The organism is Cyanobium gracile UHCC 0139 (assembly GCF_034931325.1).
GTDB lineage: Bacteria > Cyanobacteriota > Cyanobacteriia > PCC-6307 > Cyanobiaceae > Cyanobium > Cyanobium gracile_B.
This window is the reverse complement of sequence record NZ_JAYGHX010000005.1, coordinates 114667-135212: the sequence shown is the minus strand read 5'-3', so window position 1 is coordinate 135212 and position 20546 is coordinate 114667. Positions and strand designations below refer to the sequence as shown.

The 20546-nt window shown below is 70.8% G+C and carries 24 protein-coding genes; 19 read left to right on the top strand and 5 right to left on the bottom strand.

Annotated elements, in window-relative coordinates; all coding sequences use genetic code 11:
* Nucleotide 1: 1 nt before the first annotated feature.
* Nucleotides 2–718, bottom strand: coding sequence for a lipoyl(octanoyl) transferase LipB (gene lipB, locus VB738_RS09830; RefSeq protein ID WP_323305575.1), 717 nt, complete (start codon nt 716–718; stop codon nt 2–4).
* Nucleotides 719–781: 63 nt separating this feature from the next.
* Between lipB and hpf the strand changes: the two genes are divergently transcribed.
* The 7 genes from hpf (at nt 782) to VB738_RS09795 (ending at nt 7465) form a co-directional block, all read left to right on the top strand.
* Complete coding sequence (hpf, locus tag VB738_RS09825) at nt 782–1369, top strand: ribosome hibernation-promoting factor, HPF/YfiA family (RefSeq protein WP_323305574.1); 588 nt, start codon at nt 782–784, stop codon at nt 1367–1369.
* Entirely contained in the window at nt 1332–2036 is a 705-nt protein-coding gene (deoC, locus tag VB738_RS09820; protein WP_323305573.1) for a deoxyribose-phosphate aldolase, read from the top strand. The genes hpf and deoC overlap by 38 nt, the downstream gene beginning before the upstream one ends.
* Nucleotides 2029–2835 carry a DNA repair protein RecO gene (gene recO, locus VB738_RS09815; RefSeq protein WP_323305572.1) on the top strand — a complete coding sequence of 269 codons (807 nt, stop codon included), beginning with the start codon at nt 2029–2031 and terminating at the stop codon, nt 2833–2835. Before deoC ends, recO begins: the two co-directional genes overlap by 8 nt.
* Nucleotides 2832–4172: an MFS transporter gene (locus tag VB738_RS09810; protein WP_323305571.1), complete on the top strand. Its 1341-nt coding sequence runs from the start codon at nt 2832–2834 to the stop codon at nt 4170–4172. Before recO ends, VB738_RS09810 begins: the two co-directional genes overlap by 4 nt.
* 48 nt (nt 4173–4220) lie before the next feature.
* Nucleotides 4221–5408 (top strand): glycosyltransferase family 4 protein, encoded by a 1188-nt coding sequence (locus VB738_RS09805; protein ID WP_323305570.1) that lies wholly within the window; start codon nt 4221–4223, stop codon nt 5406–5408.
* Nucleotides 5409–5483: 75 nt separating this feature from the next.
* Complete coding sequence (locus tag VB738_RS09800; protein ID WP_323305569.1) at nt 5484–5963, top strand: response regulator; 480 nt, start codon at nt 5484–5486, stop codon at nt 5961–5963.
* A 14-nt stretch (nt 5964–5977) separates the two neighbouring features.
* Nucleotides 5978–7465, top strand: a complete 1488-nt coding sequence (locus VB738_RS09795; RefSeq protein WP_323305568.1) for a HAMP domain-containing sensor histidine kinase — start codon at nt 5978–5980, stop codon at nt 7463–7465.
* On the opposite strand, the gene VB738_RS09790 is transcribed toward VB738_RS09795, so the two are convergent.
* The 3 genes from VB738_RS09790 to VB738_RS09780 all read right to left on the bottom strand — a co-directional run bounded on the left by VB738_RS09790 (nt 7459) and on the right by VB738_RS09780 (nt 10648).
* Nucleotides 7459–9321, bottom strand: a complete 1863-nt coding sequence (locus VB738_RS09790; RefSeq protein ID WP_323305567.1) for a glycosyltransferase family 39 protein — start codon at nt 9319–9321, stop codon at nt 7459–7461. The genes VB738_RS09795 and VB738_RS09790 overlap by 7 nt on opposite strands.
* A gap of 114 nt (nt 9322–9435) precedes the next feature.
* On the bottom strand, nt 9436–9600 hold the full coding sequence (locus VB738_RS09785) for a hypothetical protein (RefSeq protein ID WP_323305566.1): 165 nt from the start codon (nt 9598–9600) through the stop codon (nt 9436–9438).
* A gap of 85 nt (nt 9601–9685) precedes the next feature.
* The gene (locus VB738_RS09780) at nt 9686–10648 is read right to left on the bottom strand and encodes a DMT family transporter (RefSeq protein WP_323305565.1); all 963 of its coding nucleotides are present in this window, start codon (nt 10646–10648) and stop codon (nt 9686–9688) included.
* A 97-nt stretch (nt 10649–10745) separates the two neighbouring features.
* On the opposite strand from VB738_RS09780, the gene sppA reads away from it, so the two are divergent.
* The 12 genes from sppA to VB738_RS09720 all read left to right on the top strand — a co-directional run bounded on the left by sppA (nt 10746) and on the right by VB738_RS09720 (nt 19819).
* Nucleotides 10746–11558 carry a signal peptide peptidase SppA gene (sppA, locus tag VB738_RS09775; protein ID WP_323305564.1) on the top strand — a complete coding sequence of 271 codons (813 nt, stop codon included), beginning with the start codon at nt 10746–10748 and terminating at the stop codon, nt 11556–11558.
* 4 nt (nt 11559–11562) lie between these two features.
* Nucleotides 11563–11979, top strand: a complete 417-nt coding sequence (aroH, locus tag VB738_RS09770) for a chorismate mutase (RefSeq protein ID WP_323305563.1) — start codon at nt 11563–11565, stop codon at nt 11977–11979.
* 56 nt (nt 11980–12035) lie between these two features.
* Nucleotides 12036–12653: a DUF2808 domain-containing protein gene (locus VB738_RS09765; protein ID WP_416233171.1), complete on the top strand. Its 618-nt coding sequence runs from the start codon at nt 12036–12038 to the stop codon at nt 12651–12653.
* Nucleotides 12654–12681: 28 nt separating this feature from the next.
* Nucleotides 12682–12819 carry a 50S ribosomal protein L34 gene (rpmH, locus tag VB738_RS09760; RefSeq protein ID WP_015108935.1) on the top strand — a complete coding sequence of 46 codons (138 nt, stop codon included), beginning with the start codon at nt 12682–12684 and terminating at the stop codon, nt 12817–12819.
* Nucleotides 12820–12837: 18 nt separating this feature from the next.
* A complete protein-coding gene (rnpA, locus tag VB738_RS09755; protein ID WP_323305561.1) occupies nt 12838–13248 on the top strand; it encodes a ribonuclease P protein component in 411 nt (136 codons plus the stop codon).
* On the top strand, nt 13223–13669 hold the full coding sequence (locus VB738_RS09750; protein ID WP_323305560.1) for a PH domain-containing protein: 447 nt from the start codon (nt 13223–13225) through the stop codon (nt 13667–13669). Before rnpA ends, VB738_RS09750 begins: the two co-directional genes overlap by 26 nt.
* Before the next feature lie 75 nt (nt 13670–13744).
* Nucleotides 13745–14884, top strand: a complete 1140-nt coding sequence (yidC, locus tag VB738_RS09745; RefSeq protein WP_323305559.1) for a membrane protein insertase YidC — start codon at nt 13745–13747, stop codon at nt 14882–14884.
* Complete coding sequence (locus tag VB738_RS09740) at nt 14881–15369, top strand: DUF177 domain-containing protein (RefSeq protein WP_323305558.1); 489 nt, start codon at nt 14881–14883, stop codon at nt 15367–15369. Before yidC ends, VB738_RS09740 begins: the two co-directional genes overlap by 4 nt.
* Before the next feature lie 3 nt (nt 15370–15372).
* A complete protein-coding gene (locus VB738_RS09735; RefSeq protein WP_323305557.1) occupies nt 15373–16863 on the top strand; it encodes an AAA family ATPase in 1491 nt (496 codons plus the stop codon).
* A gap of 160 nt (nt 16864–17023) precedes the next feature.
* Nucleotides 17024–17212 carry a hypothetical protein gene (locus VB738_RS09730; RefSeq protein ID WP_094585404.1) on the top strand — a complete coding sequence of 63 codons (189 nt, stop codon included), beginning with the start codon at nt 17024–17026 and terminating at the stop codon, nt 17210–17212.
* A gap of 78 nt (nt 17213–17290) precedes the next feature.
* Nucleotides 17291–18493 carry an SGNH/GDSL hydrolase family protein gene (locus VB738_RS09725; protein WP_323305556.1) on the top strand — a complete coding sequence of 401 codons (1203 nt, stop codon included), beginning with the start codon at nt 17291–17293 and terminating at the stop codon, nt 18491–18493.
* A gap of 162 nt (nt 18494–18655) precedes the next feature.
* Nucleotides 18656–19819 carry an aminotransferase class V-fold PLP-dependent enzyme gene (locus VB738_RS09720; RefSeq protein ID WP_323305555.1) on the top strand — a complete coding sequence of 388 codons (1164 nt, stop codon included), beginning with the start codon at nt 18656–18658 and terminating at the stop codon, nt 19817–19819.
* On the opposite strand, the gene aqpZ is transcribed toward VB738_RS09720, so the two are convergent.
* Complete coding sequence (gene aqpZ / locus VB738_RS09715) at nt 19801–20523, bottom strand: aquaporin Z (protein WP_323305681.1); 723 nt, start codon at nt 20521–20523, stop codon at nt 19801–19803. The genes VB738_RS09720 and aqpZ overlap by 19 nt on opposite strands.
* Nucleotides 20524–20546: the final 23 nt, after the last annotated feature.

Below are 20546 nucleotides of genomic sequence, written 5' to 3'. Positions count from 1 at the left end.
ATCAGGATTCTCCCAGTCCCGACCGGCCTTCCCCCTCCCCCAGGCCAGCCAGTCCCTCCTGTGGCCCCGGCGGCCGCAGGGCCAGTCCGAAGCGGCGGGCGAAGGCCGCCAGCAGCAGCGGCGCCACCTGGGCGGCGGTGAGGGCGGGTCGCCAGTCCACCAGCCGACCCACCGGCCGGTCGGCGAGCCCGCAGGGGACGATCGCTCCGAAGCCCTCCAGGGAGCAGTCGACGTTCAGGGCCAGGCCGTGCTGGCTGATCCAGCGCCGGGCTCCGACCCCGATCGCCGCCAGCTTGCGGCCCTCGAGCCAGACCCCGGTGAGGCCTTCGATCCGCTCCCCCTCCAGCCCCAGCTCCTGCAACACGGCCAGCACCACGTCCTCGAGGGCCCGCAGATAGAGGTGCAGATCGCCGCCGTGGCGCTGCAGGTCGAGCACCGGGTAGAGCACCAGCTGGCCGGGCAGGTGGTGGGTCACCTCGCCGCCCCGGTCGATGCGGTGCAACGGCAGGGGCGGGTGGGCCGGATCGAAGCCGAGGTGCTCCAGGCTGGCCCCCCGGCCCAGGGTGTAGCAGGGGGTGTGCTGCAGCAGCAGCAGGGCATCCGGCGCGGCGGGATCGTCGAGGCGGCGCCGCTGCAGACGGCGCTGCCACTCCCAGGCCAGCGGGAAGGGCACCGGGGAACGGGCTTCAAAAAGAATTGCGGGAGTGTTGGGGGCCATGCAGGGGCGTTCCTAGCTTGAGGTTGTCCCAGAGCCAGAATTCCTCTGGAGGCGCGCACCCGCATGAAACTGCTGATCCACGGCCGCAATCTCGACGTCACACCGGCGATCAGGGAGTACACCGAAACCAAGCTCAATCGCGCCATCAGCCATTTCGATGGCATCGTCAAGGAAGCCGACGTGCATCTGTCGGTGGCCCGCAATCCCCGTGTGCCGCAGCAGACGGCGGAAGTCACGGTCTTCGCCAACGGGGTGGTGATCCGGGCCCAGGAACGCAGCGAGAACCTTTACGCCAGCATCGATCTGGTGGCCACCAAGCTGAGCCGCCAGCTGACCCGCTACAAGGACCGGCTCCAGGAGCGCAGCCAGGGTCCGGTGCACCGCTCCGCCGCCGCCGAGGAAGCCGGAGCCGCCACCCTGCCCGACCCCGGGGGCTCCCTCACCGATGGCCTCGAACCCGCTGTGCCCCACCGCGGCGTGCGTCGCAAATACTTCGCCATGCCGGCGATGGACCTGGAGGAGGCCCTGCATCAGCTGGATCTGATCGATCACGACTTCTACATGTTCCGCGATGCGGCCACCGGCCAGATCCAGGTGGTCTACCGCCGCAACCATGGCGGATTCGGCGTCATCCAGGCCCGTGACACCTGAGCGGGAGACCGAACGGCCCGACCTCGCCCCGCTGATCGACCACGCCCTGCTGGACCCTCACCAGGGCCGGGAGGCGATCCTCCGCTGCTGTGATGAGGCCCGCCACTTCGGCTTCGCCGGGGTGTGCCTGGCCTCCCGCTGGCTGCCGGTGGCCCGCGAGCGTCTGCCGGTCGACGGGCCGGTGAAGCTGATCACCGTGGTGGGGTTCCCCTTCGGGGCCATCCCCGCGGCGATCAAGCGGGCCGAGGCGGAGTGGGCCGCCGCCGCCGGTGCCGACGAACTCGACGTGGTCCCGGACTTCGGCGCCCTGGCCGATGGCGACGGCAGCGCCGTGCTCGACGATCTGGCGGCCATCACCGACCTGGGCCTGCCGGTCAAGGTGATCCTGGAGATGGGCCGCCTCGCCCCCGAGGCCCTGGACCTGCTGGTGGAGATCAGCATCGATGCCGGTGTGCGCCATCTCAAGACCGGCAGCGGCTTTGGCCCACCGGTGACGCCGGAGCAGGTGGCCCGGCTGGTGGCCCTGGCCAGGGGCCGGGCGGCGGTGAAGGCCGCTGGTGGCATCGCCGATCTCGACCAGGCGCTGGCGCTGGTGGCGGCCGGTGCCGGCCGGCTGGGCACGAGCCGGGGCGTGGCCCTGATGCAGGCGCTGCGCACCGGTGCCTGAACAGCACCTGGAGGGCCTGGCCCTCACCTGCCGCCCCCTGGGGGAGCACGACCGGCTGCTCACCCTGCTGAGCGAGAGCGAAGGCCTGACCCGGCTGGCGGTGCCGGGGGCGCGGCGGCCGAAGAGCAGCCTGGCGGCGGCGGTGCCCCTGGCCCATCTGGTGCTGCAGGTGGGGGGCCGCAGCGGCCTGCGGCGGGTGCGGCAGCTGCGGGTGCTGCGCAACTACAGCGGCCTGGCCCAGCGTCTGGAGACCCTGGCTGCCGCCCAGGCGCTGGCCGAGCTCTGCCTGAAACTTGTGCCCGCCGAGACGCCCGCCCCGGGGGTGCTCGCCGATCTGCTTCTCCAGCTCGGGCGCCTGGAGGCGGTGGTGACGGAGCGTGCCGAGCGGGTGGAGGCCCTGGCGGTGGCCGTGCAGGGCAGCGTCCACCTGCTGGCCCTGGGCGGTTTCGCCCTGCCCCTGCAGGAGTGCGTCCGCAGCGGCGACCCGCTGCTGCCGCCGATCGGCGACTGGGCCTGGCGCTGCAGCCTGCTGCCGGGGGAGGGGCTGGCAATCGGTGCGGTGCCCGGAGCCCGGGTGATGCTCAATCCCTCCGAGCTGGCCCTGCTGCAGCGGCTGACGCGCCCCGCCCCACCCCGCTGCCGGGACGGCCGGCTGATGGGGCCGGAAGCGGTGTGGCTGCACCTGCTCGACCTGGTGGAGGCCTGGTGCGGCGAGCACCTCGGTCAGAGACCGCGAGCCTTCAGACTGCTGCGGACCGCTTGCGACCCCATGCCCTCCCAACCGTCCGAGCCAGCATGAGCCCGAGCGGCAAGACCGAGAGGGGAGTGGCCGGGGTGCTGGCCCTGCCGGGATTCCGGCGACTCTGGATCGGCCAGGTGTTCTCCCAGCTGGCGGACAAGTTCTACATCGTGCTGATGGTGTTTCTGATCGCCCAGTACTGGGTGACGGACACCCCGCAGAACAACGCGGCCCTGGCCGAGGCGGCCGCGGCCTTCCGGATGGGCTTCGAGACCCGAGCCCAGATGATCACCCTGCTGGCCACCGGCATCTACGTGGCCAACACGGTCCCGGCGATGCTGCTGGGGACGGTGGCGGGCGTCTGGGCCGACCGCTGGCCGAAGCGCACCGTGATGGTGGCCTCCAATGGCCTGAGGGCCGCCCTGGTGATGCTGGCCCCCCTGTGCCTGCTGCCCGGACCGATGTGGCTGGGGCTGAGCTGGGGCTACTGGGCCCTGGTGGCCATGACCTTCTGCGAGTCGGTGCTCACCCAGTTCTTCGCCCCGGCGGAGCAGGCGGCCATCCCGCTGCTGGTGAGCAACCCGCAGCTGCTCGCCGCCAATTCGGTGTACCAGGCCACCAGCATGGCCGCCACGATCGTCGGTTTCGCCCTCGGCGACCCGATCCTGCGGCTGCTGCGCACGCTTCTGGCCCAGGTGGGGATCCCCGGGGGGGAGTTCGTGCTGCTGCCGCTCTGCTACGGCGCAGCGGCCGTGGCCATCGCCGGAATCGTGATCCCCGAACCGCCGCGGGTGCCGCGCTCGATCTCCGTCTGGGAGGAGATCGGAGAAGGGGTGCAGGTGCTGCGGGAGCGGCCCAACGTGCGCAGCGCCATGCTCCAGCTGGTCCTGCTCTACAGCCTGCTGGCGGCCCTCTACGTGCTGGCCATCAGCCTGGCGGCGGCGATCGGCGGGCTCGGTCCCACCCGCTTCGGCGTGCTGCTGGCGATGAGCGGGCTGGGGCTGGCCCTGGGGGCCCTGGCCATGGCCCAGCTGGGTGAACGCTTCAGCCGCCGCGGGCTGGCCAGCGCAGGCCTCGGGACCATCGCCTGGTGCCTGGTGCTGCTGGGCCAGCTGCGGGGCAACCTGGTGTTCACCCTGCTGCTCTGCGGCCTGCTTGGGGTGGGCGCCGCCCTGCTGGCGATCCCCGCCCAGACCACCATCCAGGAGGACACCCCGGAAAACCAGCGCGGACGGGTGTTCGGCCTGCAGAACAACCTGATCAACATCGCCCTCAGCCTGCCCCTGGTGCTGGCGGGCACCGTGGTGAGCCGCTACGGGCTGCTGCCGGTGCTCTGGGGGCTGGCGGCGATCGCGGCGATCGCCGCCCTGAGTGAACGCCCCTGGCGCCGCAGCTGAGCGTCCGCCCAGCGCTGCTACATTCCGCTGTTGCGTGGGGCCATACAGGTGATGCACATTGCCTGGCTGGGCAAGAAATCTCCGTTCTGCGGCAACGTCACCTACGGCCTTAGCACCACCGAAGCCCTGCGGCAGCGCGGCCACGCGGTGAGTTTCATTCACTTCGACACGCCCACCCCCTCCCTGGGCCGGCCGGAAGCAGGGGCCGGCGAACTGGATCCGCCGGGGGGGCCGGAGGCCAACCCCGAGGTGGCCCTGCCCTATCTGGTGAAGTCGCAGGTGTACACGATCCCCTCCCCGGGGGCCCAGCGGGAATTGCGGGAGTCCCTGGAGCGGCTGCGCCCCGACCTGGTGCACGCCAGCCTCACCCTCTCTCCCCTTGACTTCCGGCTGCCCGACCTCTGCCAGCAGCTGGGGCTGCCCCTGGTCGCCACCTTCCATCCCCCCTTCGACGCCGGGCTGCGGAACCTCACCGCCGGCACCCAGCAGCTCACCTACCAGCTCTACGCCCCCTCCCTGGCGAAATTCGACCGGGTGATCGTGTTCTCCGAGCTGCAGGCCGAGGTGCTGGTGCGCCTGGGGGTGCGGCGCGAGCGGCTGGCGGTGATCCCCAACGGGGTCGACACCGACACCTGGGCGCCGGCCGCCCCTGGCCGCGAGCCCGATCTGGCCCAGCTGCGGCTCCGGGTGGGCGGCCGGCGCGTCTTCCTCTACATGGGGCGGGTGGCCACCGAGAAGAACGTCGAGGCCCTGCTGAAGGCCTGGCGGCTGGTGCGTCCCCAGGGCTGCGTGCTGGTGATCGTGGGAGACGGGCCGCTGCGCTCCTCGCTGCAGAGCGGCACGGAGTCTGATGTGATCTGGTGGGGCTACGAGGCCAGCCGGGCCCGTCGGGTGGCGCTGCTGCAGCTGGCCGAGGTGTTCCTGCTGCCGTCCCTGGTGGAGGGGCTCTCCCTGGCCCTGCTGGAGGCCATGGCCTGCGGCACCGCCTGCGTGGCCACCGATGCCGGTGCCGACGGGGAGGTGCTGGAGGGGGGGGCCGGCATCGTGATCAGCACCCAGGGCGTCACCACCCAGCTGCGCACCCTCCTGCCGGTGCTGCGGGACCAGCCGGTGCTCACGGCCGAGCTGGGACGCCGGGCCCGCCAACGGGCCCTGGAGCGTTACACCCTCACCGGCAACATCGACGCCCTGGAGCGGCTCTACGGCGAACTCAGTCCGCAGCCGGTGGCGGTCTGACCGCAGGCTCCGGCTCCCTCCCGGCACTGCCGATCGGCGCGGATCGCGTCAAGATGAGGCCAGGTTCCAGGTGCGATGAACTCCCCCCTCCCCCTCCAGGGACGTTCGGTACAGCAGGCGGTCGTCCCCATCGCCACCCAGGTCGTGAGCGGCTCTGACGGGCCCATCACCGCGCGGCCCACCGTCTCGATCGTCGATGATGACCCCCACATCCGGGCCATGGTGGCCGAGGAGCTGGCGGACTCCGGCTGCGAGGTGGTGGCGCTGACCAACGGCCATGGCCTTGAGACGATGCTGGCCGAGGGGGGGATCGATCTTGTCATCCTCGACGTGCAGATGCCCGACTGCGACGGCATCGAATGCCTGCGGCTGCTGCGCAGCCGGGGCTGCACCGTGCCGGTGGTCATCTTCACCTCCCTGAACGACCCGGAGCGGCGCCGCCAGGCGCAGGAGGCCGGCGCCGACGACTACGTGCTCAAGCACGAACTTCTCGACAGGCTGCCCGACCTGCTGGAACGGCTCCTGCCCATGAGGAGCGAGAACCGCCACCTGTGACGACCAACCCACCGATGGCCCCCCTGCCCGGGGCCCCTCCCCGTGGCTGGCGTCACCAGCTCTTCGGCAGCCTTCTGGGCCAGCTCCGGCTCGCGGCCTTCACCTCGGTCTTCCTGGGGTTCAGCGCCGCCTCCGCCTTCACCCTCGCCATCAACCGGGACTGCCTGCTGCATCACCAGAACCATGATCAACGGCTGGAGGCGGGTTCCCTGGCCGACGCGCTCGATCGGCTCGTCGCCGATCCGTCCGCCACCCACGCCGCCCAGCTCCGCGGGGAGCTGGAGCGCCGCAGTGGCCGGGAGCGATTCTTCTGGGTGCAGCGCGGGGATGGCGCCCTGCTGCTGCCCGGGCCGGTCGTCGGCGAGCTGGTGGCCCTTCCCCGCCTGGTCGGACAGGCGATGACGGCGCACGGCAACGCCTGGTCGCTCCGATCCTTCACGCCCCTGCTGATCGGCACGGATCGCCGCCTGGTCAAGGATCCGGAGGGCAACAGCTACCTCACCTACACCCTGCACCGTTCCCCCGAGGGCAGCCAGCTCTGGGTCGCCGAGGACATCAGCACCAATGTCGCCAGCCTGCGCAGCATGCTGCTGGGGCTGGCCGTGGTGTGGATCCTGAGCCTGGTGCTCACCCTGGTGGCGATCTCGGTGTTCACCCGCCGGCTGCTCCAGCCGCTGCGGGATCTCCATCGCATGGCGGCCGGCGTCACCAGCGAAAGCCTGGCCAGCAGCCATCTCAAGCTGGAGAAGGCGCCCCTGGAGGTGGAGGAGCTGGCCCAGTCCTTCAACGGCCTGCTCGACCGGCTGGCCCTGGCCTGGAGCCAGCAGCGGCACTTCGTGGGGCTCGTCTCCCATGAACTGCGCAACCCATTGATGATCATCGGCGGCTACCTGCGCCGCCTGCAGCGCCGCGGCCAGAACCTGGACCCCGAGCAGATGCGCGCCCTCGCCACCACCGAGGCCGAGACCCATCGCATCACCCGCATGCTCAACGATCTGCTGGATCTTTCCCGCAGCGAGTCGGGCCAGCTGCAGATGGTGCTGGCCCCGGTGGCGGTGGATGAGGTGCTCACCACCGCCTGCGACCTCGCCCGCAGTCAGTTGTCACGCCCCCTGCTGCTCACCCTTCCCGAGGAGGCTGCTGAGGGGCCGATCCGGGCGGTGGCCGAAACCGATCGCCTCCAGCAGGTGCTGCTCAACCTGATCGAGAACGCCGACAAATACTCCCCGCCGGGTCGACCGATCAGCCTGGAGCTCACCAGGAACGACGCCGAACTCTGCATCAGCGTCCGTGACCAGGGGATCGGCATCCCCCCGGAGGACATCCCCAAGGTGTTCGATCGCTTCCACCGGGGCCGCAACGCCATCGAGCACGAACGGGGCTCGGGCCTCGGCCTGTCGGTGGTGAAGCTGCTGGTGGAAGCGATGGGGGGCTCCATCGACGTCGACAGCGAGATCGCGGTGGGGAGCCGCTTCCACATCCACCTGCCGGCAGCTCAGTAACGCTCCGGCCGGGGGTCCTGCCAGTCGGGCGCGAAGCCCTTGAGGCGCAGCACGGCCACGGCCTCTTCGAGGCGGCGGCGGTCGAGGCGCCACAGCCGGTAGACACCGGCGTTGTCGAGTTCGCTGGCACCCAGATGGCGCCAGAACGGGGCACGGGCGGTGGTCTGATCGATCACCACCAGCACGCTGGGCTGCTCCTCCGGCGTGCTGGGCCGCTGGCCCGCCCGGCGCTCCCGCCTCAGGCGCTCCGCCAGGTTGAGGGGACCCTCCACGCCGATGCCCTCGTAGATCACCACCCGCCGGCTGTAGTAGTGCAGGGAGGGCTTGAGCACACCCACCATCGCCACGGGTTCCCCCGGTCGGCCCTCGCGCTGCAGGGCCGCCGCCATGCGCCGCACGGGCTCACCCCGGAGGCGATCGCCCACGCTCCACAGCGGCAGCAGGGCCGTGGGCACGAACACCACCAGGGGCAGCTGCAGGGCCAGCAGGCGCAGGGGCGGGCGGCGACGCCGGGTGCTCCAGCCCAGCAGGGCGGCCAGCAGCCAGCAGGCGGCCACCACCGGCACCAGGGGACTGCCCCGCAGCTCCGCCGCCAGCGTCGGCATCTCCGGGTCCTGGATCAGCGGCAGCCAGAGGGGCGCCGCCAGGAACGCCAGTCCCAGCCCGCTCACCAGCAGCAGGCTGAGGCCCCAGGCCCAGCGCTCCCAGGGCCAACCATCTGCTCCGGACCAGCCCGTCTGGGCCGTCAGGGCGATCAGCAGGGCGGCGGCGGGGGTGGCCGGCAGCCAGTAGCTCGGCAGCTTGGTGGCGGCGGCGGTGAAGAACAGCAGCACCGCCAGCAGCCAGCAGGCGGCGAAGCGGGCCAGGGAGGCGGCGGGGAGCTGGGGCCAGGTGGGGCACCAGGAGCGGCGCAGCGGGCCGATCGCCCGGGCCAGGCCGACGAGCAGCAGTGGGGAAACGGGCAGGCTGGCCACCAGCATCACCGGCACGAAGAACCACCACGGCTGCAGATGGCGGTTCACCACTTCGGTGAAGCGCTGGAGGTTGTGGTAACCGAAGAAGCTGTCCCAGAACGGCCGACCCTCGCTGTGCAGGGCCAGCAGGTACCAGGGGGCCGCCACCAGGGCAGTCAGGGCCAGTCCCCGCAGCGGCCGCAGCCGCCGCCACAGCCCGGCGATATCGGCCTGGAGCCAGCCGAACAGCAGCAGAGTGAGGCCCAGGAGCACCACCGCCACCGGGCCTTTGGCCAGCACGGCCAGCCCGAGCACGGGCCATGGCAGCCACCAGCGCCGGGTCGGGTCGGCGTAGGCCTGCCAGCAGAGCAGCAGCGCCAGGGCCACCAGGCCGCTGAACAGGGAATCGCTCACCGCCGTGCGCCCCCAGGCGAGCACCAGGGGCGAGAGGCCGAAGGCGAGGGCGGCGGTGAGGGCCGTCAGGCCCGGACGCTCCGGCGCCGGCGGGGATGGGGCGGGGGGAGCGGCGGAGACTTGGAACGGTGGCTGGGGCCAGCGCAGCAGGGTGTCCACCAGGGCCAGCATCACGCCGATGGCGGCCAGGGCGGAGGGGAAACGGGCCGCCCAGGTCCCCAGGGGATTCCAGTGCGGCTGGCCGGGGAGGGCGTAGACGAGCCCCATCAGCCAGTACACCAGAGGTGGCTTGTCGTAGCGGGGCAGGCCGTTGACCCGGGGGATCAGCCAGTCACCCGTCTCCGCCATGGCCCGCGCCGAGGCCGCGAACAGGGGCGGTGTCTCATCCACCAGACCCGTCGTGCCCAGCTGCCAGGCGAACAGGGCCAGGCCCAGGAACAGGGTGATCAGCAGCAACCGGCGGCGCTGGGGGCGGGGCAGGGCGGGCAAACCGGCTGGGCGAATCCGAGGGAACCTATCGCTCCCCCGCCGTTCCATCCTGTGTCGCCGCACAGGCCGTCTGCCGATCCACGAGCTCGTGCTGCGGAGACGGGCAGACCCGGCTCAAAGCGAGCCGTTCCACCACCGTCCACCGGGCCTCCCGCCGCCAGCCGCTCGGCCAGGCCGGTGATCGAAGACATCCACCAGCAGAGCGATGCGGCCGTTGTCGATCACCTGCTCCACCGGGGCCGTGGGCCTGACCCGCTGCAACCGGGGGAGCATGCCCATGACGGTAGGGAAGCCGCGCCAGGGGTGGCAGAGGTCGGTGCGGGCCGGGGACGTTCTGACTGGTGAACGAGGGGAACCGCACGGGTCATGGCGGCACCGGCTCCGTCCGCCCGCCCACCTGCCAGAGCCGGCCCCGCTGGTTGATCAGCAGGACCGAAAGCAGGGCCAACGCCGCCCCCAGCCACTGCAGGGGACCCAGCCGTTCGTCCAGCAGCAGCACCCCGCACAGCACCGCGAACACCGGCGTCAGGAAGGTGAGGGCGGTGAAACCGGTGAGGTCGCCGCTGCTGGCGAACCAGAAGAAGAGGCCGTAGGCCAGGGCACTGCCCAGCAGGGCTGCATAGGCCATCAGGCCCCACTCCAGCGGGCTCCAGTGGGGCCAGAAGCTCACCGTCTCGGGGCGCAGCAGCGCCTCGCCGCCGGCCACCAGCACCAGGGGCACGCCCCCCAGGAGCATGTGCCAGCCGGTGACGGCGACCGGGTCGCTGCGCCGGGTGGCGTAGCGGCAGAGCACGGTGCCGAGCGCCATCGCCGCCGCCGCCCCCAGCATCCAGGCTTCGCCATGGCTCCAGGCCTGCCCCTGCAGGGCCGGCGGCCCCTGCAGCCACCAGTGACGCAGCACCTCCCCGGGCAGTCCCAGGCAGAGGATGCCCAGCAGGCCGATCAGCAGGCCCAGCCAGCCCACCGGGTTGATCGCCTCGCCGAACAGGGTGCGGGCCAGCAGGGCCACCAGCAGGGGCTGGGAATCGATCAGCACCGAGCCCAGGCCCGCGCCGGTCTCGCCCAGCCCGCGGGCCAGAAGCCCCTGGAACAGGCTGCCGTCGACGGCGGCGAACAGCAGCAGCCAGGGCCAGTCCACGGGATCGACCCGCCAGGACCGCCCCAGCAGGCGGGCCGCCAGCAGCAGCACCACCCCGGCGGGCAGCAGCCGCAGGCTGGCCAGCATCGCCGGCGACGCCCCACCCAGCAGCGGCTTCATCGCCGCCATCGCCGTGCCCCAGAGCGCGAAGGGCAGGAGCATCAACACCCAGCGCAGGGTCCGGGGCATGGGGCGTGCGTCCTGGGGCGACGGTGGAGGAACGGAGGCCGGCGGGCAGGCCGCTCCGGGCCTTCTTTTTAAGATCCAGCCACCGCGCATCTCCACAATGCCCTGGCCCTGGTGCCGCAAGTCCCGACGAACCCTGGCGCGCATCGCCATCGAGGGGCCGATCGCCGGGGGCACCCGCGTCCGGGTGCTGAAGGCCATCGAGCAGGTGCAGCAGCGGGAGTGCCCCGCGCTGCTGCTGCGCATCGACAGCCCCGGCGGCACCGTCGGCGACAGCCAGGAGATCCATGCGGCCCTGCTGCGGCTGCGGGAGAAGGGTTGCCGCGTGGTGGCCAGCTTCGGCAACATCTCCGCCTCCGGCGGGGTCTACGTGGGGGTGGCGGCGGAGAAGATCGTCGCCAATCCCGGCACCATCACCGGCTCCATCGGCGTGATCCTGCGGGGCAACGATCTGTCGCGGCTGCTGAAGCGGATCGGCATCCGCTTCGAAACCGTCAAGAGCGGCCTCTACAAGGACATCCTCTCCCCCGACCGCGCCCTCTCCGAAGCCGAGCGCCAGCTGCTGCAGGAACTGATCGACGCGAGCTACGGCCAGTTCGTGGCGGCGGTGGCCGCGGGCCGGGGCCTGGAGCCGGACGTGGTGCGGGCCTTCGCGGACGGGCGGGTGTTCAGCGGCGCCCAGGCCCTGGAACTCGGCCTGGTGGATGTGCTGGGGGACGAGGAGAGCGCCCGTCGCCTGGCGGCGGAGCTGGCCGGGCTGGATCCGGAGAAGACCCGGACGGTCAGCTTCGGCAAACCGCCCAGGAAACTGCTCGGTCTGCTCCCGGGCAGCACACTGATGCAGCAGGTCTCCCAGTCCCTGAGCCTGGAGCTGGCCTGGAGCGGCCAGCCCCTCTGGCTCCATCGCCCCTGACGTCATGAAGCCTGGTCTTGAGCTGAGGGCCCTGCGGGGAGCCACCACCGCCAGCGCCAACACCGGTGAGGCGATCGCGGAAGCCGTGGCGGAACTGATCGAGGAGTTGCTGCAGCGCAACGACCTGGCGGGGGACCGGGTGCTCTCGGTGACCTTCTCCGTCACCGCTGATCTGGACGCCTGCTTCCCGGCCGCCATCGCCCGGCGCCGGGCCGACTGGGGCCGGGTCGCCCTGCTGGATTGCCAGCAGATGGCAGTGGCCGGGGACCTGCCCCGCTGCATCCGACTCCTGGCCCACGCCTGGCTCGATGCCAGACGGGAGGTGGTCCACCCTTACCTGCGGGAGGCGGCGCGGCTGAGGCCCGACCGGGCCGATGTGGCCCAGCCGTCGGCTCCAGCCAGCTCCCCCGCCGACCACTGAAGGCACGGCAGACGCACGGGCGTGTTGAGACTTTCAGCATGAAGTTCCTCCCCGCCATGCCCTCCTCCCCGCGCGAGCGGTCCCATCCCCTGTCCCTGATCAGCCGTCTGGGCACCGCGGCCCTCGGTGCCCTGGCCCTCTCCGGCGCCACCCTCCTCTCCCCGCTGGCCCCCGCCCCCTCCCTGGCCCAGGGCACACCCGGCCTGATGGAGTTCCGCTGGGAGAACAACAGGGACTACCGCAAGCTCTACTTCTTCACCACCGACACCACCCGCATGCAGCGGGCGGAGTACTACCTGATGCTGCGACCGAAGGATCGCAAAACGGCGATCCTCAAGCTGAGCATCAGCGTTCCCAGCCACTTCGACAGCAAGATCGATCCCAAGCAGGTCAAGCTCTGCCGGATGAGTGAGGGCGGCATGCTCAAGAGAACCCGCTGCCTTGAGACGATCCCCGCCACGATCGAGGTGTCGGAGAACGGGCGATCCATCGAGATCTTTCCGGAAACCCCTGTCTCTGACAAGGACACGATCGGTGTCTACATGAACGTGTTCAACCCGTTCAACGCCGGCATGTATCAGTTCAACGCCCTGGCCCAGGCCCCCGGCGACATCCCGGTCTCGGGCTACCTGGGCAGCTGGCTGATCCAGATCGTGCCCAACAGCACCAACTGATAGGGTGGCCGACTGAGCCGAAAGCAGCATGACGAAGCGCACACTGGAAGGAACGAGCCGCAAGCGCAAGCGCGTGTCCGGTTTCCGGGTACGGATGCGCACCCACACCGGCCGCCGGGTGATCCGCACCCGCCGTCGCCGCGGTCGGGCTCGCCTGGCGGTCTGAGGTCGACCGGGAAGGTCCGTGGCCCTGCCGCAGCAGCACCGGCTGAAGGGCCGACGGGTCTTCGATCGTCTGTACCGCCAGGGGCGCCGCTACCAGGGGTCGGGGCTGCTGCTCCGGGTGCTGGCGGCGGATCCGTCCCTGCCGCCCCCCGGCACACCCCCCAGCTCCTGGCGCTGCGGGATCGTGGTCAGCAGCAAGGTGAGCAAGCTGGCGGTGCGCCGCAACCGCCTGCGGCGCCTCTTCCACGACCACCTGCGCCGCCAACCGCCGTCACCGAGCCAGCCCCTGTGGCTGCTGATCACCCTCAAGCCCGGCTGCCTTGAACGCAGCGACGATCAGCTGCTGGGAGAATGCGACCAACTGCTGCGCCAGGCAGGATTGCTCCTTGACCCCGGAGGACAGGGTGGAGAACAAGCTCGAGATCAATGAGACGGTCTTCTACGAGGGCGGTCCCGCCAGGGGCGACCTGATCGTCAACCTGCTGTTCGGTCTCACCCTGATCGGCATTCCCTTCGCCGTGGGGGCCATCGTCCGGGCCCTGTGGCTGCGCTTCCGCATCACCAGCCGGCGCATCAGCGTCAGCGGCGGCTGGCTCGGCCGTGACCGCACCCAGGTGGTCTACAGCCAGATCCGCGAGGTGCGCTCGGTGCCGCGGGGCTTCGGTGCCTGGGGCGACATGGTGGTGGTGCTCAACGACGGCGCCAAGCTCGAAATGCGGGCGGTGCCCCGCTTCCGGGAGCTCGAGGCCTACATCGAGGAGCAACGCGAGAGCCGCGGAAAGGCCGCCGCCCGCACCCCCGGATCCACCGGTGCCGCCGGCTTCGCCCCCCCGGCCCGTGAAAGCGCCTGACCACCGGACCCCCAGCCGGTCTCCCCGGTCGGGCACACTGGCTGCCGAGAGTCCCCACCCCAGCGCACCCCTGCCGTGATCGGCTACATCTCCGACAACCTGCTGCTCCCGATCCTCGATTTCTTCTACGGATTGGTTCCGAGCTATGGGCTCGCGATCGTGGCCCTCACCGTGGTCATCCGCCTCGCCCTGTTCCCGTTGAGCGCCGGCTCGATCCGCAGCGCCCGGCGCATGCGCATCGCCCAGCCGGTGATGCAGCAGCGCCAGGCGGAGATCAAGGCCAAGTACGCCAACAACCCCCAGAAGCAGCAGGAGGAGCTGGGCGGCCTGATGAAGGAGTTCGGCAGTCCGCTCTCGGGCTGTCTGCCGCTGCTGGTGCAGATGCCGATCCTGTTCGCCCTGTTCGCCACCCTGCGGGGGTCCCCCTTCGCCGACGTCCCCTACGCGATCAACCTCAAGGTGCTCCCTTCCGAGGAGATCGCCGCGGTGGAAGCCAAGCCCTTCAACAGTGCCAGCCATTCCATCTTCATCAGCGAGACCGAGCACGTTCCGGTGATCGCCAGCCTCGAGGGCGGCACCAAGCTCGGCGTCGGTGACAGCACCCAGGTGGAGCTGCACGGCAAGGACGGCACCAGCTTCGCCTCCCTGCTGGGCACCGTGGAGCACGGTGACAGCTTCACCCCCAGCTGGGTGGTGACCAAGGGCGAGAGCGTGGTGCAGGTGGACGACCACGGAAGGATCACGGCCCTGGCCCCCGGCGACGCCACGGTGGAGGCCCGCATCCCCGGCCTGGCGGCCCGCAGCGGCTTCCTGTTCATCAAGGCCCTGGGCCAGGTGGGCTTCTACACCGACGGCGCCGTCAACTGGGACATCGCCATCCTGGTGGGGGCCTTCGGCGCCACCCTGTTCGCCTCCCAGCTGCTCTCGGGCATGGGCATGCCCGCCAACCCCCAGCAGGCGACCGCCAACAAGATCACCCCGGTGATGATCACGGCCATGTTCCTGTTCTTCCCCCTGCCGGCGGGGGTCCTGCTCTACATGGTGGTGGCCAACGTGTTCCAGGGGGTCCAGACCTTCCTGCTCACCCGTGAGGCCCTGCCCGACAACCTGCAGGCGATCCTCGACAAGCAGCTCGCCCAGCAGCCGGCCACCGCCACGGCCGGCGGTGGCAGCGCTGGCGGCCGCCTGCCCTTCGAGCCGAAGACCAAGAAATGACCCGGCTGCAGCCGCTGCCCCTGCAGGAGTTGCGGCTGCTGAGCGAGGGCCGCACCTGGCCGGTCGACCAGTCCATCGCCGGCCTGGCCAGCCTCACCCCCGTCCGCGGCCGGGTGCGGGCCCTGCACCACGGCACGGTGCTGGAGGTGGAGGGCTCGGCCGAGACGATCATCACCCTCTGCTGCGACCGCTGCCTGCAGACCTACAACCACGCCCTGAGCGCCAAGGCCCGGGAGCTGCTGGAGATCGCCGTGGCCGGCCCCGAGGAGGAGGAGGTGGTGTTCGCGGCCGAGGATCCGGTGGAGCGCCTCGATCCGGGCGGCAGCTTCGATCCGGAGCGCTGGCTCTTCGAGCAGCTCAGCCTGCAGCTGCCCCTGGTGAACCGCTGCGGTGCCGACTGCCCCGGCCCGCCGCTGCCCACCGGCGACGCCAGCGGGGAAGGGGACGTTGACCCCCGCTGGGCGGCCCTCCGCTCCCTGCGCTGAGCCATGGCCCACGACCTGGCCGATCAGCTGGATCTTCTGATCCGCTCCCGCACGCCGATCCTCTGGATCCGCAGCCTCGAGGAGGAGCGGGTGGAGGGGCTGCTGGAGCGGGCCGCCCAGCGACTGGGGGGCCGCACCCTGCTGCGCTGGGACTTCATCGGCGGGCTGAGCGGGACCCCGGGCCTGGAGGGTCAGGCGGTGCGTCAGCCGATGGGGGCCCTCGGCGCCCTCGACGGGCTACCCAACGAGCAGGGGGCGATCCTGCTGCTGAAGGACTTCCACCGCTACGCCGACGATCCCGGCGTCTGCCGGCGCCTGCGCAACCTGGCCGCGGGCCTGCGGCAGGTGCCCCACACCCTGGTGATCAGCGCCCCGGAATGGCAGCTGCCAAGGGAGCTGGAGGACAGCGTCACCCTGCTGGAGCTGCCCCTGCCAGAGGCCGGGGAGATCGGCCGCCTGCTGCGGGCCATCGCCGAGGCCAGCGGCCAGCCCCTGGAGCCTGGGGTGCTCGAGCAGCTCACCGCCGCCTGCCACGGGCTGAGCGAGCAGCGGGTGCGCCAGCTGGCGGCCCGGGCCCTGGCCCGGCGGGGACAGCTGGGCATCGAGGACCTGGCGGAGGTGCTGGAGGAGAAGCGCCAGGCCATCGCCCGCAGCGAACTGCTGGAGTACTGCCCCACCGAAGCCACCCCGGCCGACATCGGCGGGCTGGAGACCCTCAAGCACTGGCTGGAGCAGCGCCACCGGGCTTTCAGCGAAGAGGCCCAGCGCTACGGCCTGCCCCTGCCCCGGGGGGTGCTGCTGATCGGCCCCCAGGGCACCGGCAAGTCGCTCACCGCCAAGGCCATCGCCCACAGCTGGGCCATGCCCCTGCTGCGCCTCGATGTGGGCCGTCTGTTCGCCGGTCTGGTGGGGGCCAGCGAGGCGCGCACCCGGGAAATGATCCAGCGGGCCGAGGCCATGGCCCCCTGCGTGCTCTGGATCGATGAGATCGACAAGGGCTTCGGCGGCGGCGATGGCCGCAGCGACGGCGGCACCAGCCAGCGGGTACTGGCCAGCCTGCTCACCTGGATGGCCGAGAAGAGCAGCGCCGTGTTCGTGGTGGCCACCGCCAACGCTGTGGAGCGCCTGCCGGCGGAACTGCTGCGCAAGGGCCGCTTCGACGAGATCTTCCTGCTGGAGCTGCCCGATGCCGAGGAACGCCGGGCGATCCTGGATCTGCAGCTGCGGCGACGGCGGCCGGCCCACACGATTCCGCTGGAGGTGCTGGTGGACCGCACCGCCGACTTCTCCGGCGCCGAACTGGAGCAGACCGTGATCGAGGCCATGCACCTGGCCTTCGGCGAGGGCCGCGAGCTGGGGGAGGCCGACCTGATCGCGGCGGCCAGCCAGGTGGTGCCCCTCTCGCGCACGGCCCGGGAGCAGCTGGAGGCGCTGCGCAGCTGGGCCAGCAGCGGCCGGGCGCGGCCGGCCTCCGGCGCCGGGCGGGCTTCCTGAGACGAATCGGCACCAAAGTGGAAGACTTTCAATGCATCGAAGCGGCCCGATGTAACGGCTTCATGAAGAACAACCACGCCTGGTAACAGCTTCGCCGGGCTGGCGGTGCCGAACGATTCCTCGCCCGTAGCGTCAGGCCATCAATCGTGACGAAGCCGCCGTGACCCCGAGCCCCAGCCCCCGCTCCGGCAGCGAACTCACCTCCCAACTCGCCGTGGCCAGCCTCGGCGCCGGTGTGATCACCACCCTGGCGGTGGCCCAGGGCCAGAGCCCCCTGACCGCCCTCGGCATCACCCTGTTCTCGGCCGTGGCGGCCGTGGTGGTGGGCCAGGTGATCTCCAGCAACTGACGGAGCCGTGGGTGTAAACCCTGCGGCAAGGACTTCAGCTTTTTGCCGGTAGGCTTCCCGGGACCACGTGGATGGGACATGGGTAGGGTTCTGCCATGGCTTGGTCTGGCCGCGACCTTCTCGGCCCTGCTGCAGCCCCTTCCCGCCCAGGCACGGATCGCCAGGCTTGAGCACCTCTTTGTGGTGGGCGACAGCGTCCTGGACGGTGGCAACGCTGGCCTGAGAACCCAGCTGCAGTCAGGTGGCTCGGTGTTCTTTCCGCCACCGCCCTATGCCGATGGACGCTTCAGCAACGGCCCAACGGCGGTGGAATTTCTGTGGAATCGCTTCCATCCGCGAGATCCTTTCTTCAGTGCCGCCAATCCACTGGCGCCCTTCCGGCCCTCTCTGGCTGGGGGCACCAACTACGCGATCGGCGGGGCCACCACGGGCGTGGCCAACAACAACAGCGTATCGCCGGTCCTCGGCCCGGTGATCCCTGGCTTCTTTGAGAATCTGGGCAATGCCTGGCAGCGGAATGCCTTCATTTCTGCAGCACCGGCGTTCAATCCGGCCACATCCTTGTTCGTGATTCAGCTGTTTCCCAATGACGTTCTGTATACCCAGACCACGGCGGCAGTGACGCAGTCCCCGGGACTGCTGGCCGGCAGTTTCGACGGCGCTCTCCAGCCTGCGCCCCCGACGATTCAGCCCCCGCCACCATCTGTCGAGGGGCAGGTGTTTCAACAGGTCATCAGCAACGCCGTCAACAACATCGTGGCGACGGCCGTTGACTTCCATCAGCGGGGTGCTCGCAACATTCTGGTGTTCAACTCCCCGGACCTGGGGCGCCTCCCGGGGGCAGGCCCTGGGGGTGGGCCTCAGGCCCAGACCCTCAGCCTCCTTTCCACCATCTTCAATGCCTCGATCGAAAGCGCCCTGGAGCAGGTGCGCCCGACCCTGGCGGGATCCAGCCTGACGCTGTTCGACTTCCACGGCTTGACCAACAGGATCTATGACGACCCCGGTTCCTTTGGCCTGGATGACTCCCTGGTGCCCTGCATCCGCGACATCGCCTGCCTGAGCGATCCCCAGCTAGCTGCCCGGCGCCTGTTCTGGGACGATCTCCATCCCAGCACCGCCGTCCATCAGCGCGTGGGACTGGCTCTCCACGGCGGGGTGGTCGCACAGGTTCCTGCTCCCCTGCCTGTCGTCGGCCTCGGCGTGGCCTTCGGCTACAGCCGCCAGCTGCGCGAACGGATCAACCGCCGCAAGCCTTCGGGCGTCGGGGCGCTGCGCTGATCCGCCAGCCGAATCGAAGGAATCGAGGAACGGTGCTGTCGGCCGGTGGGACCCCACTGCCATGCTGCCTGGACGCCACCCCAGCCCCCCTTGAGCACCGACCTTGGGCCCCATCTCGGGCCACGCCCGGAGGCCAACGCCCCAGTTCCCCTTCGGGATCTGATGCCCGCTCTGGCCAACAAGACGTACTTCAATTTCGGCGGCCAGGGGCCCCTGCCCTCGCCGTCGCTGGCGGCGATCAGCGGGGCCTTCGCCACCATCCAGGAGCTGGGCCCCTTCAGCGACAACGTCTGGCCCTACGTGAACCGCACGGTGGGGGGGCTGCGGCAGCGACTGGCGGCCTGGTTCGGTGTGGCGCCGGAGCGGGTGGCCTTCACCGAGAACGTCACCGCGGGGTGCGTGCTGCCCCTCTGGGGCCTGCCGTGGGAGCCGGGCGATGAGCTGCTGGTCGGGGATGCCGAGCACTACGGCGTGGTGGCCGCCCTTGAGGAACTGGCCCGGCGCCACCGGCTGCGCATCACCTCCCTGGCGGTGGCCGATCTCACCGAAGACGGGGACGCCACGGCGGGGGCGGTGGGCGAGCGGCTGGAGGCGGCCCTCACCCCCCGCACCCGGCTGGTGGTGCTCTCCCACCTGCTCTGGAACACCGGCCAGACGATGCCGATCGCGGCGGTCGCGGCCCGGCTGGCCGGCCATCCCCGCCACCCCTGGCTGCTGGTGGATGCGGCCCAGTCGCTTGGCAGCCTGCCGGTGGCCGAGGCGGCCGCCGCCGCCGACATCTACGCCTGCACCGGTCACAAGTGGTGCTGCGGACCGGAAGGGCTTGGGGCGGTGGCCGTCTCCGAGCGGCTGTTGGAGGCGAGCAGCCCCACCCTCATCGGCTGGCGCACCCTGGAGCACGACGGCCCCGGGGCCGGCGGTTACCACCGCGACGCCCGGCGCTTTGAGGTGGCCACCTCCTGCACCCCTCTGTTCGCCGGGCTGGATCGCTCCTTGCAGCTGTTGGAAGCCGAAGGCGATGCCGACGTGCGGCTGGCAGCGATCCGGCAACGCAGTCGCCAGCTGTGGGACGGTCTGCAGCGGATTCGAGGAATCCGCACCCTGATGACAGTGCCCCCGCCGGCGGGGCTGGTGAGCTTCACGATGGCCGATCCTGGGGGAGCCCCCCTGGATCCGGCCGCCGTCGTGAAGCAGCTGGGGGATCGGGGCACCTGGCTGCGAACCCTGGAATCCCCCCGCTGCGTGCGGGCCTGCACCCACCTGGTCAGCACCGCTGACGAGGTGGAGAAGCTGCTGGCCCAGCTGACTCAGCTTTCGGTGGGCTGAAAGGCGGCCTTGTAGAACCAGCCGGCCAGCAGGGCACCGACGATGGGCGCCAGCCAGAACAGCCACAACTGGCCGATGGCCTCGCCTCCCACCCAGAGGGCGACGCCGGTGCTGCGGGCCGGGTTCACCGAGGTGTTGGTGACGGGGATGCTGATCAGGTGAATCAGGGTGAGGGAGAGGCCGATGGGCACGCCGGCAATGGCACCGAGTTCCTGCTTATGGGTGGCTCCCAGGATCACCAGCAGGAAGATGAAGGTGAGGATCACCTCGATCACCAGGGCCGCCAGCAGGCCATAGCCGCCGGGGGAGTGGGCACCGAAGCCATTGGTGGCCAGGGGGGTAGGGCCCGTGAGTTCAAAGCCGGGGCGGCCGCTGGCCACCAGCTTGATCACGCCGCCGGCGATCACGGCCCCCAGCACCTGGGCGACGATGTAGGGCAGCAGGCCGGAACCTGGGAACTTGCCGCCGGCCCAGAGGCCGAAGCTGACCGCCGGGTTGATGTGGCAGCCGGAGACATGGCCGATGGCATAAACCGCCGTGAGCAGGGTGAGGCCGAAGGCCAGGGAGACGCCAAGGAAACCCAGGCCCAGGGGGTTGGCGGCGGCATTGTCATAGGGGAAGACGGCCGCCAGGACAGCGCTGCCGCAGCCGCCGAGGACGAGCCAGAAGGTGCCGATCAGTTCCGCCAGGAACTTCTTCGGCATGGGAAGGGAAGCGGACATGAAGA

Bases quoted from the DNA above. Each gene is read 5' to 3' on its own strand.
- lipB (WP_323305575.1), bottom strand. From the start codon at position 718: ATGGCCCCCAACACTCCCGCAATTCTTTTTGAAGCCCGTTCCCCGGTG.
- hpf (WP_323305574.1), top strand. From the start codon at position 782: ATGAAACTGCTGATCCACGGCCGCAATCTCGACGTCACACCGGCGATC.
- deoC (WP_323305573.1), top strand. From the start codon at position 1,332: ATGGCGGATTCGGCGTCATCCAGGCCCGTGACACCTGAGCGGGAGACC.
- VB738_RS09810 (WP_323305571.1), top strand. From the start codon at position 2,832: ATGAGCCCGAGCGGCAAGACCGAGAGGGGAGTGGCCGGGGTGCTGGCC.
- VB738_RS09800 (WP_323305569.1), top strand. From the start codon at position 5,484: ATGAACTCCCCCCTCCCCCTCCAGGGACGTTCGGTACAGCAGGCGGTC.
- VB738_RS09795 (WP_323305568.1), top strand. From the start codon at position 5,978: ATGGCCCCCCTGCCCGGGGCCCCTCCCCGTGGCTGGCGTCACCAGCTC.
- VB738_RS09785 (WP_323305566.1), bottom strand. From the start codon at position 9,600: ATGGGCATGCTCCCCCGGTTGCAGCGGGTCAGGCCCACGGCCCCGGTG.
- VB738_RS09780 (WP_323305565.1), bottom strand. From the start codon at position 10,648: ATGCCCCGGACCCTGCGCTGGGTGTTGATGCTCCTGCCCTTCGCGCTC.
- sppA (WP_323305564.1), top strand. From the start codon at position 10,746: ATGCCCTGGCCCTGGTGCCGCAAGTCCCGACGAACCCTGGCGCGCATC.
- aroH (WP_323305563.1), top strand. From the start codon at position 11,563: ATGAAGCCTGGTCTTGAGCTGAGGGCCCTGCGGGGAGCCACCACCGCC.
- VB738_RS09765 (WP_416233171.1), top strand. From the start codon at position 12,036: ATGCCCTCCTCCCCGCGCGAGCGGTCCCATCCCCTGTCCCTGATCAGC.
- rpmH (WP_015108935.1), top strand. From the start codon at position 12,682: ATGACGAAGCGCACACTGGAAGGAACGAGCCGCAAGCGCAAGCGCGTG.
- VB738_RS09740 (WP_323305558.1), top strand. From the start codon at position 14,881: ATGACCCGGCTGCAGCCGCTGCCCCTGCAGGAGTTGCGGCTGCTGAGC.
- VB738_RS09735 (WP_323305557.1), top strand. From the start codon at position 15,373: ATGGCCCACGACCTGGCCGATCAGCTGGATCTTCTGATCCGCTCCCGC.
- VB738_RS09725 (WP_323305556.1), top strand. From the start codon at position 17,291: ATGGGTAGGGTTCTGCCATGGCTTGGTCTGGCCGCGACCTTCTCGGCC.
- VB738_RS09720 (WP_323305555.1), top strand. From the start codon at position 18,656: ATGCCCGCTCTGGCCAACAAGACGTACTTCAATTTCGGCGGCCAGGGG.
- aqpZ (WP_323305681.1), bottom strand. From the start codon at position 20,523: ATGCCGAAGAAGTTCCTGGCGGAACTGATCGGCACCTTCTGGCTCGTC.